Here is a 14617-nt window from a genome sequence, read left to right as displayed (position 1 = left end):
GGCTCAAGACTACTTCGTCCCACTGACACCCCACGTCGACGGGGTTGGCCGACCGTGACCAACCCCGCGGGAACGAAAACCGAACAGGCCGCTAGCCCACCTGAGGGTCGCCCTTCGTGTACGTCAGGCGCTCCACGGCGCCGGGCTGCCAGTCGTCGTCGATCTTCTTGCCGTTCACATACAGCTGGATCGCCCCGGCGTCGCCGAGGACGAGGTTGATCTTCTCGCTGTCCTGGAAGGTCTTGGTGTCGCCCTGCTGGAGCAGCCCGTCGAAGAGGGTCCGGCCGTTGTGGTCCTTGGCGAGGATCCAGCTCTTTCCGTCGGCGGCGCTGAGCTGCACGGTGACCTTGTCCTGGGGTGCCGCCGCGATGGCGCTGTCGGACGGCGTCGGCTTCGGGTCCTTGGTGGTCTTGTCGGACTTGGGTGTGGGCGACTTGGTGACGGCGGGCGTGGTGCCGTCGGCGACCTGTGCCGTCCCGCCGTCGTCCCCGCCCTTGAAGGCGGTGAACCCGACGAATGCGACCACGGCGACGATGGCGGCGACCATGGCCGCGGTCCAGTTGGGTCCGCGCCGCTCGGGACGGATGCGTTCCGCCTCGAACAGCGGAGCGGCCGGGGTCGGGGCCGGACGGCCACCGCCGTGGTCGGCGGAGAACTGGTCCATGAGAGGGGCCGGATCCAGGTGGACGGCCTTGGCCAGGGTCCTGATGTGACCCCGGGCGTACACATCGCCACCGCAGGGGGCGAAGTCGTCCGCCTCGATGGCATGCACGATGGCGATACGGACCCTGGTGGCGTTGCTGACGTCGTCGACGGTCAGCCCTGCCGCGATCCGCGCCTGTTTCAGGGCTTGACCGACGGAGAGGCGTGCTTCCTGTCGGTCGTCTTCGAACGGACGCTCGTCTTCAGGGGAGTTGCCGATGGACACGGGGGCGCCTTTCGAGCGTTTAAGCCACCTGTGCTGGAGGTTCAGTCTAGGGGGGGTGCGAAAGGGTGGGGCAACCGGGCGGTAGGACTTTGTACGCCATCGGAATGGCCGGACAGGCCGATGACGAGGCAGCAGCTTTTCGCTTCCCTCAACTTGACGTACGCCGAAGGGAAACGGTTGCTCAATGATCCCTTACGGGTGAGTCACGATCGAACATCGGTGGCCGCACCCGTTCCGGGCTCCCCTCAAGCCTCCCCGCGGATCACCGCGAGCACTCCGTCCAGCTCGTCAGCCTTCACGAGAACGTCACGAGCCTTGGACCCCTCGCTCGGTCCGACGATCCCGCGGGACTCCATCAGGTCCATCAGCCGCCCCGCCTTCGCGAACCCGACCCGGAGCTTGCGCTGGAGCATCGAGGTCGACCCGAACTGAGTGGAGACGACCAGTTCGGCCGCCTGGCACAGCAGGTCGAGGTCGTCGCCGATCTCCTCGTCGATCTCCTTCTTCTGCTTGGTGCCCACGACCACGTCGTCGCGGAAGACCGGCGCCATCTGGTCCTTGCAGTGCTGTACGACCGCCGCGACCTCGTCCTCGGTCACGAAGGCGCCCTGCATACGGGTGGGCTTGTTGGCCCCCATCGGCAGGAAGAGCCCGTCACCCTTGCCGATCAGCTTCTCGGCGCCGGGCTGGTCGAGGATGACGCGCGAGTCGGCGAGCGAGGAGGTGGCGAAGGCGAGCCGCGAGGGCACGTTCGCCTTGATCAGACCGGTGACGACGTCCACCGAGGGCCGCTGCGTCGCGAGCACCAGGTGAATACCGGCCGCGCGCGCGAGCTGCGTGATGCGCACGATCGAGTCCTCGACGTCCCGCGGCGCGACCATCATCAGGTCGGCGAGCTCGTCGACGATCACCAGCAGATACGGATAGGTCTTGAGCTCCCGCTCGCTGCCTTCCGGCGTCTTGAGCTTGCCGTCGCGGATGGCCTGGTTGAAGTCGTCGATGTGCCGGTACCCGAACGCCGCCAGGTCGTCGTAGCGCAGGTCCATCTCCCGTACGACCCACTGGAGTGACTCCGCGGCCCGCTTCGGGTTGGTGATGATCGGCGTGATCAGGTGCGGGATGCCCTCGTAGGCGGTCAGCTCCACGCGCTTGGGGTCGACGAGGACCATGCGTACGTCCTCGGGGGTCGCGCGCACCATGATGGAAGTGATCAAGCAGTTAATGCACGACGATTTACCGGAACCGGTGGCTCCGGCGACGAGCACGTGCGGCATCTTCGCCAGGTTGGCCATCACGTAGCCGCCCTCGACGTCCTTGCCGAGCGCGACCAGCATGGGGTGGTCGTCCTCGGCGGCCGCCGCGAGCCGCAGCACGTCACCCAGGTTGACCATCTCGCGGTCGGTGTTCGGGATCTCGATGCCGACCGCGGACTTGCCGGGGATCGGGCTGATGATCCGCACGTCCGGGCTGGCGACGGCATAGGCGATGTTCTTGGCCAGCGCGGTGATCCGCTCGACCTTCACGGCGGGGCCGAGCTCGACCTCGTAGCGCGTGACCGTCGGCCCGCGTGTGAAGCCGGTGACGGCGGCGTCGACCTTGAATTCGGTGAAGACGTTCGTCAGCGAGGCGACGACGGCGTCGTTGGCCGCACTGCGCGCCTTGCCGGGGCCGCCGCGCTCGAGGAGGTCGAGCGAGGGCAGGGAGTAGGTGATGTCCCCGGACAACTGGAGCTGCTCCGCGCGCGGGGGCAGCTCGCTCGGGGCCTCGGGAGCGGGCTTGGTGAGGTCGGCGACCTCGACCTTGAGCTTCTCCTGCTTGGGCCGCGCGGCCGGGACGGGCTTGGAGACCGGGGTCGTCTCCACCCGGTCGCCCACACTGACGCCCTGGGTGAGGTCGGCGACGAGCGGTGAGGGCGGCAGGCCGTGCATGACGACACCGTCCAGGTCCGCCGCGGCGGCCGCTGCGATGTCCACGGCGTCCATCTGCCGGTCCATCGCGGGCTGCGGCACAGCGGAGCGCCGGGGGCGGCCACGACGCCGGGAGAGCGCGTCCTGCTCGGCGCCGTCGGGGTCGTACGACTCGGGGGCGGTGCCGCGCCTGGCGCCTCGCGCGGGCAGTGCCTCGCGCCATTGGTCGTCGTAGCGCTCGTCGTCCCCGGTGAACTCGTCCTCGGCCGGATCGTGGACGATGCCGAGCCGCACGCCGAGCTCGCGCAGCCGTCGCGGGATGGCGTTGACCGGGGTGGCCGTGACGACGAGCAGCCCGAAGACCGTCAGCAGTACGAGCAGCGGTACGGCGAGGACCTCGCCCATGGTGTAGGTCAGCGGGGTCGCCGCTCCCCAGCCGATGAGGCCGCCGGCGTCCCTTATGGCCTGCATGCCGTCGCTGCGGGCGGGCGAGCCGCAGGCGATGTGGACCTGCCCGAGCACACCGATGACGAGCGCCGACAGACCGATCACGATCCGGCCGTTGGCTTCTGGCTTCTCGGGGTGCCGAATGAACCGGACGGCGATGACCGCGAGCAGTATCGGCACGAGCAGGTCGAGCCGGCCGAAGGCGCCGGTCACGATGATCTCGACGAGATCGCCGACAGGGCCGCGGAGGTTGGACCAGGTTCCGGCGGCGACGATGAGGCCGAGGCCGAGCAGCAGGAGTGCCACGCCGTCCTTCCGGTGGGCGGGGTCGAGGTTCTTCGCACCCTGCCCTATCCCGCGGAACACCGCGCCCACGGCATGGGCGAGGCCGAGCCAGAGGGCCCTGATGAGCCGGAGGACGCCGCCGGTCGGGCTGGGCGCCGGCCTCGGCGGCGCGGCCTTCTTCGCCGCGGCCTTGCGGGCGGGCGCCTTCTTGGCCGGTGCTTTCCTCGCGACGGCCTTCTTCGCCGGACCCTTCGCGGGGGCGGCAGCCTTCTTCGCGGGCTGCTTCTTGGCTGCGGAGGGACGTGAGGCCATAGGTGGGAGATTACCGGTGGAGACGACCGCGGACACGTGTGCCCACTGCTTCACCCGTTCGTGTCGTTCCTGAGGAGGTGCCGGACTGACGCCGGCTCACCCGCGAGGACGCCTACGCCACACGTCAGTTCTGCGACGGAACCGACGGAGGATTCCCGGTCCCGGGCTCCAGCGCGTCCAGTGCCCGCCGCAACCCCGTGAGTTTGCGTTCGAGATGGGCCGCCGTGGCCACCGCGGCCGCGTCCGCGGACTCGTCGTCCAGTTGCTTGGACAGCGCCTCCGCCTGTTCCTCGACAGCTGCCAGCCGGGCGGACAACTCGGCGAGCAGTCCTGCCGGCTCCCTGGCGTCCCCGACCGCCGCCTTGCCGCCACCCTCCAACTGGAGCCGCAGCAGCGCCGCCTGCTCCCGCAGCTGGCAGTTCTTCATGTAGAGCTCGACGAACACCGAGACCTTCGCGCGCAGCACCCACGGGTCGAAGGGCTTGGAGATGTAGTCCACCGCGCCCGCCGCGTAGCCCCGGAAGGTGTGATGCGGACCGTGGTTGATCGCGGTGAGGAAGATGATCGGGATGTCCCGGGTCCGCTCCCGCCGTTTGATGTGCGCCGCGGTCTCGAAACCGTCCATGCCCGGCATCTGGACGTCCAGCAGAATCACCGCGAAGTCGTCCGTGAGCAGCGCCTTGAGCGCTTCCTCCCCGGACGATGCCCGCACCAGTGTCTGATCGAGCGCGGAGAGGATGGCCTCCAGCGCCAGCAGATTCTCCGGCCGGTCATCGACCAGGAGGATCTTGGCCTTCTGCACCATGGCCCGCCCTCCTCGCCCCGGATGTGCACCGGGTGCCGCCCCTGGGGACGACTGCCTTTCGCCGCCCGTCCTTGTGCCGGTCATCGTAGCCGCACCCTGTCTGTCGCCACACCCTGTCACCGTGATGTCACTGTGCACGTAGCAGAAACGCAGCGGAAGACCAGAAGGTTCCCCGATTCCCGTACTTCTACACGGCGTCGGGCACCCTGAGTCAACAACTCCGCGTGATCTTCGCTGATTCCCATCACTCCTCCCGCATCCACTGCTCCATCACCGACAACAGGTGATCGGGATCGACCGGCTTGGTCACGTAGTCGGAGGCGCCCGACTCGATGGCCTTCTCCCGGTCGCCCTTCATGGCCTTGGCGGTCAGCGCGATGATCGGAAGCCCCGCGAACTGCGGCATCCTGCGGATCGCCGTCGTCGTCGCGTACCCGTCCATCTCGGGCATCATGATGTCCATCAGAACGACCGCCACGTCCTCGTGCTGCTCCAGCACCTCGATGCCCTCACGGCCGTTCTCCGCGTACAGCACGGACAGTCCGTGCTGTTCGAGAACGCTCGTGAGCGCGAAGACGTTGCGGATGTCGTCGTCGACGATCAGTACTTTCTCCCCGCCGAACCGGATGCCCCGGCGCGGCTGGGGCGCGGCCTGGTGCTCCACAGCCGACCACTGGTCGGGCCGCCCGATCCGCTGCTCGAGAGCGGGCGCGGTCCGGCGCCGCCGCCGGAAGAGCGCGGCGGCACCGTTCTGCGTCTCCTGGTACGACTTCACCTCGGCCGGCGTCTCGATGTACACCTCGGACATCCCGTTCTCCGAGGTGGACGCCACCAGGTCACCGGCCTCCAGGGCGGGCATGGACTGCTGGTAGCCCTGCGGCGGGAGTTCGCTGGGGTGCAGGGGCAAATACAGCGTGAACGTCGACCCTCGTCCCGGCTCGCTCTGTGCGTAGATCTCACCGCCGAGCAGCTGCGCGATCTCCCGCGAGATCGACAGCCCGAGACCGGTGCCGCCGTACTTACGGCTCGTCGTCCCGTCAGCCTGCTTGAACGCCTCGAAAATCACCCGCATCTTGCTGCCCGCGATCCCGATGCCGGTGTCGGTCACGGAGAACGCGATCAGATCGGCGTCCGCGTCACGCAGCGAACCGGCTTCGAGCAACTGCTCCCGGATCGCCACCGGCACATCCCGGCCGGCGGGCCGGATGACCAGCTCGACGGCCCCGGAGTCGGTGAACTTCACCGCGTTGGACAGCAGGTTGCGCAGCACCTGAAGCAGCCGCTGTTCATCGGTGTGCAGCGTGGCGGGCAACTCCGGCGAGACCCGTACGGACAGGTCGAGACCCTTCTCCGCCGTCAGCGGCCGGAAGGTGGCCTCCACGTAGTCCACGAGCTGTACGAGCGCGATACGCGTCGGAGAGACGTCCATCTTGCCCGCCTCGACCTTCGACAGGTCGAGGATGTCGTTGATCAGCTGGAGCAGATCAGACCCGGCCCCGTGGATGGTCTCGGCGAACTCGACCTGCTTCGGGGTGAGGTTGGAGTCCGCGTTGTCGGCGAGCAGCTTGGCGAGGATCAGCAGCGAGTTGAGCGGCGTACGCAGCTCGTGCGACATGTTGGCGAGGAACTCGCTCTTGTAGCGCATCGACACGGCCAGTTGCTCGGCGCGCTCCTCCAGGACTTGCCGGGCCTCCTCGATCTCGGTGTTCTTCACCTCGATGTCGCGGTTCTGCTGGGCCAGCAGCTCGGCCTTCTCCTCCAGCTCCGCGTTGGACGCCTGAAGGGCCTTCTGCCGGTTCTCCAACTCGGCCGACCGCTCACGGAGCTGCTCGGTGAGCTCCTGCGACTGCTTCAGCAGCACCTCCGTCTTGGTGTTGACGGAGATGGTGTTGACGCTGGTCGCGATCATCTCGGCGATCTGGTTGAGGAAGTCCTTCTGGATGTGCGTGAAGGGGGTGAAGGACGCGAGCTCGATGACACCGAGCACCTTGCCCTCGAACAGCACCGGAAGGACGATCACTTGCGCGGGCGGCGCCTCTCCGAGACCGGAGGAGATCTTCAGGTAGCCGCTGGGCGCGTTCTCGACCAGGATCGTGCGCTTCTCCTCGGCGGCCGTCCCGATGAGCGCCTCACCCGGCCTGAACGACGTCGGCATGGAACCCATCGAGTAGCCGTACGACCCGAGCATCCGCAGCTCGTACTGGTCCTCGGTCTCGGCGCTCACGTCCTTGCCGTCGAGGAGCGGCATCGCGACGAAGAACGCGCCGTGCTGCGCGGTCACCACCGGCGTCAGCTCGCTCATGATCAGCGAGGCCACGTCCTCCAGGTCCCGGCGGCCCTGCATGAGCGCCGAGATGCGGGCCAGGTTGCCCTTGAGCCAGTCCTGCTCCTTGTTGGCGATCGTGGTGTCGCGCAGGTTGGCGATCATCTTGTTGATGTAGTCCTGGAGCTCCTGGATCTCGCCGGACGCATCCACGTCGATCTTCAGATTCAGGTCGCCCCGGGTCACCGCGGTCGCCACGCGGGCGATGGCACGCACCTGCCGAGTAAGGTTTCCTGCCATTTCGTTCACGGACTCGGTGAGGTCGCGCCAGGTTCCGTCGACGTCACGCACGCGTGCCTGGCCGCCGAGCTGTCCCTCGGTACCCACCTCACGGGCGACCCGGGTCACCTCCTCCGCGAAGGACGACAGCTGGTCGACCATCGTGTTGATGGTGGTCTTGAGCTCGAGGATCTCACCGCGGGCATCGATGTCGATCTTCTTCGTCAGGTCACCCTTGGCGATGGCCGTGGTCACCATGGCGATGTTCCGCACCTGACCGGTCAGGTTGGACGCCATCTGGTTCACCGACTCGGTGAGGTCCTTCCAGGTGCCGGCCACTCCGGGCACCCGCGCCTGACCGCCCAGGATGCCGTCCGTGCCCACCTCACGGGCCACCTTGGTGACCTGGTCGGCGAAGGAACTCAGTGTCTTCACCATGGTGTTGAAGGTGTCGGCGAGCTGCGCGACCTCACCGCGCGCCTCGATCGTCACCGTCCTGGTCAGGTCGCCGTTGGCAACCGCGTTCGCGACCTGGGAGATGTTGCGCACCTGCATGGTCAGGTTGTTGGCCATCAGGTTGACGTTGTCGGTGAGGTCCTTCCAGATGCCGGTGACGCCCGACGCGTGTGCCTGGCCGCCGAGGATGCCCTCGGTGCCCACCTCACGGGCCACCCGGGTCACCTGCTCGGCGAAGGACGACAGCTGGTCGACCATCGTGTTCACGGTGGTGACGAGTTCGAGGATCTCGCCCTTCGCGTCGACCGTGATCTTCTTCGAGAGATCGCCCTTGGCGACCGCGGTGGTGACCTCGGCGATGTTGCGCACCTGAATGGTCAGGTTGTTCGCCATGAAGTTCACGGACTGCGTGAGGTCCTTCCAGGTGCCGGAGACACCCTGCACCTCGGCCTGGCCGCCGAGGATGCCCTCGGTGCCCACCTCGCGCGCCACCCGGGTCACCTGGTCGGCGAAGCTGGAGAGCTGGTCGACCATCGTGTTGAGGGTGTTCTTCAGCTCCAGGATCTCGCCCCGCGCGTCCACGTCGATCTTCTGCGACAGGTCACCCCGGGCCACCGCGGTCGCGACCTGGGCGATGTTGCGGACCTGGGCAGTAAGGTTTCCTGCCATTCCGTTCACGGAGTCGGTGAGGTCGCGCCACACGCCGGCGACGCCGGGCACCTGTGCCTGACCGCCGAGGCGACCCTCGGTACCCACCTCGCGCGCCACCCGGGTCACCTGGTCGGCGAAGGCGGACAGCTGGTCGACCATCGTGTTGATGGTGTTCTTCAGCTCAAGGATCTCGCCCCGCGCGTCCACGTCGATCTTCTGCGACAGGTCACCCCGGGCCACCGCGGTCGTCACCTGGGCGATCTGCCGCACCTGCGAGGTGAGGTTGCCACCCATGAAGTTGACGGAGTCCGTGAGCTCCTTCCAGGTGCCGGAGACACCCGGCACGACGGCCTGACCGCCCAGCCGTCCCTCGGTGCCCACGTCCCGGGCCATCCGCGTCACCTGGTCGGCGAAGGCGGAGAGCTGGTCCACCATCGTGTTCACGGTGTTCTTCAGCTGGAGCATCTCGCCGGAGACGTCGACGGTGACCTTCTGCGACAGGTCGCCGTTGGCCACGGCCGTCGTCACCTGGGCGATGTTCCTCACCTGTCCGGTGAGGTTGCGGAACGCGGTGTTGACGGAGTCGGTGAGGTCCTTCCAGGTACCGGCGGCTCCTGGCACCTGAGCCTGGCCGCCCAGTTCACCCTCGACACCGATCTCGCGCGCCACGCGCGTGACCTCGGCACCGAACGCGGAAAGCTGGTCCACCATCCCGTTGACGGTGTTCTTCAGCTCCAGCATCTCGCCGGCCACGTCGACGGTGACCTTCTGCGACAGGTCGCCGTTGGCGACCGCCGTCGTCACGGCGGCGATGTCCCGCACCTGGGTGGTGAGGTTCCGGAAGACCGTGTTCACCGAATCGGTGAGGTCCTTCCACGTCCCCGCCGCACCCGGCACGTTCGCCTGCCCGCCGAGCTGTCCCTCGGCACCCACCTCGTTGGCCACACGCGTGACCTCGTCCGCGAAGATCCGCAGCGTCTCGGTCATCTGGTTGATCGTGTCGGCGAGCTGCGCGACCTCACCCCGCGCCGAGACGGTCACCTTCTGCGACAGGTCACCGTTGGCGACCGCCGTCGTCACCTGGGCGATCCCACGCACCTGGGCCGTCAGGTTGCCGGCCATGAGGTTCACCGAATCGGTGAGGTCCTTCCACACCCCGGCCACACCCGGCACCTGCGCCTGACCGCCGAGCTCGCCCTCGACACCCACCTCGCGCGCGACGCGGGTCACCTCGGAGGAGAAGGAGGAGAGCTGGTCCACCATCGTGTTGACGGTGTTCTTCAGCTCCAGCATCTCGCCGGCCACGTGAACAGTGACCTTCCGCGAGAGATCGCCCTTGGCGACCGCCGTGGTCACCAGCGCGATGTCCCGCACCTGGGCGGTCAGCCGGTAGGCCATCGTGTTGACGGACTCCGTCAGGTCCTTCCAGGAACCCGACATGCCACGCACGCGTGCCTGTCCACCGAGCTTGCCCTCGGTACCCACCTCGCTGGCCACGCGTGTGACCTCGTCGGTGAACGTCGACAGCTGATCGACAAGGTTGTTGACAGTCCGCCCGACCTTCAGGAACTCCCCGCGCAGCGGATGCCCCGTCCCGTCCGGCGCCTGGGTCCTGAGCTCCATGCGGGGCGACAGATCGCCCTCCGCGACCGCGGACAGCACCCGGCCGACCTCGGAGACCGGCCGTACGAGATCGTCCACGAGCGCGTTGGAGGCGTCGATGGCGGCCGCCCAGGAGCCCTCACAGGCACCCGTTTCCAGCCTTTCCGTGAGCTTGCCCTCACGGCCCACCATGCGCCGCACCCGGGACAGCTCACCCGTCAGGTGCAGATTGCGGTCGGCCACCTCGTTGAAGACAGCCGCGATCTCCGACATCACGCCATCGCCGGACACCGTGAGCCGCTTGCGGAAGTTCCCGTCACGCATCGACTCCAGCGCCCCCAGCAGCCGGTCCAGGGCGGCCGCGTCCACCACGGTGGTCCCGCCCCGTGGCTTGCGCCGGCCGCTCGCGGACTGTCCGCTCTTTGCGCGCGTCTTTGTGCCCCGCGTCGCTGCGCCAGACTCCACTGTGTCCCTCCCGCAGGGATCGACCGTTACTGCTGTGCTCGGGTGGTACTGCGCGGCATACCTGTCACTGCCGCGCGCTTCTGCTTACTACAGCGTTATGTCAACCGGACACACAAAGCCGCACCCCGGGCTGCTGCCCGCCGTACGTGTCAGCCACTCGGCCTGCCCGAACCTTCTTCAGGAGCCTGCCCAGTGTTTCACCCTGGTTGAACCCGGCCATAACAGTTCGGCAGCTTCGCACATCGTCCGCACACCCTCCGGACGGAAACACTGCAGACCGGCATCCGCACGGACGGCGAAGGTAAGTAACCTTGCATGCGGCTGTCCAGCCGAGCCGGTCCGTCCGGCCTGGGCGGTGGCACGAGCACGAGCGGGCATCGGAGGGCGGCCGCACACATGACCACCGGACTGATCCCCGGGGGACAGAACCCGGACCCCCGGCCGACAGGCACTCTGCCGCAGCAGCGGCACGAGCCGCCGGTCGGCCAGGCAGCCCTGCACGTCGACAACCGGTCAAGGAGTTCTGTGATCACCGCGCGCGCGGCCGCCAGCTTCGAGCCCGTCGGCCGATCGGTGGCGACTGCCCGCTCCTTCGTCCGCGACACCCTTCAGGGCTGGGGCTTCGCCGACATCGTCGACGACGCGGTGGTCCTCACCAGCGAACTGGTCACCAACGCCGTGGTCCACGCCGGCACCTCCGCGGATGTTCTGTGCCTGCGAAGTGACGAAGGCGTGCGGATCGAGGTGGCCGACCGCTACCCCGAACGCGAGATCCCCCTCCAGGGCCAGGCCGTCAACATGGGCAACCTGGATCGCGAAGGCGGCCGTGGGCTCCAGCTCTGCGCCGCGCTCGCCAGCCGCTGGGGCGTCGAGTACACCCCCGCCCACAAGCGGGTCTGGTTCCAACTCGACCTCCCCGAACGCCCCGTGGGCACCCGCACCGCAGGCCCGTCCCTGCCCGCGGACCTCCTCCCGCTGGCGGACGGACGCGTCCGCGTCGCCGTCGTCCAGATCGACCGTACGGGCGCCATCACCTCGTGGAACGAGGACGCCGAGGAACTCTTCGGCTACTCCTCCGAACAAGTGGTCGGCAAGCCCCTGACCGACCTCGCCGCCTGGCCGCACACCCCCGGCACCAGCACCGGCATCGCCGAGGCACTCCAGCTCTCCCGCTGGGAGGGCAGCTACGGCATAAGGGCCGCCAACGGCCGGGTCACCTCCGTGTACGCCTCCCACCTGCGCGTCCGCGACACCGGCGGCGAGCCCTCCACGGTCTGCCTCCTGGTCCGCGACCACGAACGCGCCGTACTCCAGACCCCGTTGCGAGGCCCCGCCTCCGACACGAACTCGTCCTCCGACGGCCAGAGCACCGACCCGTTCGAGGTGTTCATCGGCTCTCCGGCCCCGGACGACCTCGACGGTCTCCTCCAGCGGACGGTCGAACGCGCCCGCGACATGCTCGACGGCGACTCCGCCTTCCTGCTCCTCGCGACCGACGACGAGACGGAGTTGGAGGTCCGTGCCTCCACCGGCCTGCCCTCCGCCCGCCAGCGCTTCGCGCGCGTGCCCGTCGAAGCGGGCCCCGGCCGCTACGGCTCCGCCCGCATGCCCGCGGTCCACGATGACCTCAGCGCGGTCCCGGGCGCCGTTCCCCTGCTGCGGGGCACGGGAATGCGCTCGGTCGTGACGGTCCCCCTCAAGGTGGAGGGCCGCCTCACCGGCTCCCTCGGCGTGGCCGCCGAGGCGCCCGGCAGATATTCGAACGAAGAGGCCCTGCGCCTCCAGTTCGCCGCCGACCGCATTGCCCTGGCCGTCGAGTCGGCCCGCCTCGGCGAACTGGAGCGCCTGCGCCGCGGTTCACTGAGCTTCCTCGTCGAGGCCTCCGACCTCCTCGCCGGCACCCTGGACCGCGACCAGACCCTGGCCCTGATGGCCCAGATGACCGTTCCGACCCTGGCCACCTGGTGCGCCGTCTACACGATCGCCGACCAGGCCTCGGAGCCGTATCTGTCGTACGTCCTGCACGAGGACGAGGAACTCATCGACGGCATCAAGTCGTTGCTCTCGAAGGTCCAGCCCCCCGACCCGGTCCCCACCCCCGGCGCCCGCGTCTGGTCGGCCCCCGGCGAGGCGGCCCATCAGGCGGCGCTGCGCAGCTCCATGCGCAGCCTCGGCCTCACCGGCGGTCCCACCTACCAGGTGGCCTCCGGAATCGGCCCCACCCTCGCCACGTCCTCCGCCGTGGGCGGCGAGACCGTCGTCCTCCCCCTGGTCGCCCGCAACCGCGTCATCGGCATGCTGACCCTCGGCAAGCCCACGGACGAGCACTTCCGCCAGGAGATCCTCGAACTGGCCGAGGACCTGAGCCGCAGGGCCGCCCTCGCCCTCGACAACGCCCGCCTCTACTCCGAGCGCACGGCGATCAGCCAGGCCCTCCAGCGCAGCCTCCTGCCGCCCGAACTCCCCGAGATCGACGGCGTCGAGGTCGAGGTCATCTACCGCGCGGCCGGCGAGGGCAACGAGGTCGGCGGCGACTTCTACGACGTCTTCCCCATCAGCGACGGCGCCTACGGTTTCGCCATCGGCGACGTCTGCGGTACTGGCCCGAACGCGGCGGCGGTCACAGGTCTGGCCCGGCACGCCCTGAGGCTGCTGGCTCGCGAGGGCTTGAGCGGTCCGGCGGTCCTGGAGCGCCTGAACTCCGCGATCCTCGACGAGGGCGCCCGCAGCCGCTTCCTGACCCTCCTCTATGGCGAGCTGTGGCCGCAGGAGGACGGCAGCGCCCGCCTGAAGGTCGTGTGCGCCGGACACCCGCTCCCGCTCCGGCTGCGCCAGAACGGCACCGTCGAACCGGCCGCCGAACCCCAGCCGCTCCTCGGCGTCATGGAGGACCTGGAGCTCTACGAGCAGACGGTCACCCTCGACCCGGGCGACGTCCTCCTCTGCGTCACGGACGGCGTCACGGAACGCCGGGAAGGCACCCGCATGCTGGGCGACGACGGTCTCGCCGATGTCCTGACCACCTGCACGGGTCTGACGGCAGGCGCGGTCGCGGCCCGCATCATGCGCGCGGTCGAGCGCTTCGCCTCGGACGCCCCCTCCGATGACATGGCGATCCTGGCCATGCGCGTGCCGGGCCTGCATGTGGACTGACGGAGAGCACGAAAAAGGCCCCGCCCGAATGGGCGGGGCCTTTCGACTGGAGCCCCCAAACGGAATCGAACCGTTGACCTTCTCCTTACCATGGAGACGCTCTACCGACTGAGCTATAGGGGCCTGTCGCTTTCGAGGTTTCCCTCGTGGCAACGGAATAGATCATACCCCGGGCAGACCCGTGCTCCCAACTCCCTCAGAAAGCAGGCTGAAGCAGGCCTCCGAGCGCATTGCACGCGGCCACGACCCGCTGTATGTCCCGCTTGGTCAGTGAAGCGTCCACCGGCAGGGCGAGCGTCTCGTCGGCGGCCCGCTCGGTCTCCGGCAACGACAGACAGCGCCGGAACTCCGGCAGCCTGTGGACGGGCGTCTTCACCGGCACCCTGCAGTCGACTCCCTTGCCCCGAAGGGCTCGAGCGAACGCGTCCCGGTCCGGTCGGCCATTGCCGGGAACCCTCACCACGTACTGCTGGTAGGTATGCCCGTCCCCACCATCGGGCGTGCGCACCCCGCGCAACTTCCCGTCGAGATAACAGGCCCGCTCCCGACGCTGAGCGATCTCGTCGTACGGCGCCTCGGACTCACCCTCCTGCAACACCAACAGCCCGTGTCGCTGCCCGACATCGAGGAGCCGCGCCATGTCAGCCGGCCGGCCGAAGCGGTGTACGACAACGACGGCCGCGGTCCGCGGAGTTATGGCCGCTTCAACAGCGGACGGATCAAGGCAGTAGGTCACCGGATGTATGTCCGCGAACACCGGAAGCGCACCCGCCAGTGTCACCGCCTCGGCGACTTCGACGTTTCCGAAGGCCGGTACGACGACCTCGTCACCGACTCCGACGCCGGCGGCCCTGAGCATTGCAGCAGTACCCATGCTTCGGATGGTGCTTGCGCAATGTGAACTTCAAGTGACGCACAAAGAAAAAGGGTTGGACCCTGAACCGAAGTTCAGGATCCAACCCTTTGAATAATTGTTCGGCGGTGTCCTACTCTCCCACAGGGTCCCCCCTGCAGTACCATCGGCGCTGTAAGGCTTAGCTTCCGGGTTCGGAATGTAACCGGGC

6 protein-coding genes, 1 tRNA gene and 1 rRNA gene are annotated in these 14617 nt (G+C 68.3%); 1 reads left to right on the top strand and 7 read right to left on the bottom strand.

The genetic code is table 11. The annotated features are described in order from the left end of the window. Positions 1 to 91 precede the first annotated feature (91 nt). The 4 genes from ACFYRX_RS08560 to ACFYRX_RS08545 all read right to left on the bottom strand — a co-directional run bounded on the left by ACFYRX_RS08560 (position 92) and on the right by ACFYRX_RS08545 (position 10400). A complete protein-coding gene (locus ACFYRX_RS08560; protein WP_389097593.1) occupies positions 92 to 928 on the bottom strand; it encodes a helix-turn-helix domain-containing protein in 837 nt (278 codons plus the stop codon). A 245-nt stretch (positions 929 to 1173) separates the two neighbouring features. Further along, positions 1174 to 3879, bottom strand: coding sequence for a DNA translocase FtsK (locus tag ACFYRX_RS08555; protein ID WP_389097592.1), 2706 nt, complete (start codon positions 3877 to 3879; stop codon positions 1174 to 1176). Between the two features lie 124 nt (positions 3880 to 4003). After that, entirely contained in the window at positions 4004 to 4684 is a 681-nt protein-coding gene (locus ACFYRX_RS08550) for a two-component system response regulator (protein WP_389097591.1), read from the bottom strand. A 244-nt stretch (positions 4685 to 4928) separates the two neighbouring features. Beyond that, positions 4929 to 10400 (bottom strand): HAMP domain-containing protein, encoded by a 5472-nt coding sequence (locus tag ACFYRX_RS08545; RefSeq protein WP_389097590.1) that lies wholly within the window; start codon positions 10398 to 10400, stop codon positions 4929 to 4931. Positions 10401 to 10796: 396 nt separating this feature from the next. On the opposite strand from ACFYRX_RS08545, the gene ACFYRX_RS08540 reads away from it, so the two are divergent. Next, positions 10797 to 13553, top strand: a complete 2757-nt coding sequence (locus tag ACFYRX_RS08540) for a SpoIIE family protein phosphatase (protein ID WP_389097589.1) — start codon at positions 10797 to 10799, stop codon at positions 13551 to 13553. A gap of 47 nt (positions 13554 to 13600) precedes the next feature. On the opposite strand, the gene ACFYRX_RS08535 is transcribed toward ACFYRX_RS08540, so the two are convergent. From ACFYRX_RS08535 to rrf, 3 genes are all read right to left on the bottom strand, one after another. Beyond that, positions 13601 to 13676: transfer RNA gene (locus tag ACFYRX_RS08535), tRNA-Thr, on the bottom strand. A 73-nt stretch (positions 13677 to 13749) separates the two neighbouring features. After that, on the bottom strand, positions 13750 to 14412 hold the full coding sequence (locus tag ACFYRX_RS08530) for a DegT/DnrJ/EryC1/StrS family aminotransferase (protein WP_389098200.1): 663 nt from the start codon (positions 14410 to 14412) through the stop codon (positions 13750 to 13752). 114 nt (positions 14413 to 14526) lie between these two features. Further along, positions 14527 to 14617 (bottom strand): 5S ribosomal RNA (rrf, locus tag ACFYRX_RS08525); the annotation flags it as partial.

Source organism: Streptomyces sp. NPDC005374, assembly GCF_042872225.1.
Classification (GTDB): domain Bacteria; phylum Actinomycetota; class Actinomycetes; order Streptomycetales; family Streptomycetaceae; genus Streptomyces.
This window is presented reverse-complemented; position numbering and strand designations above follow the sequence as displayed.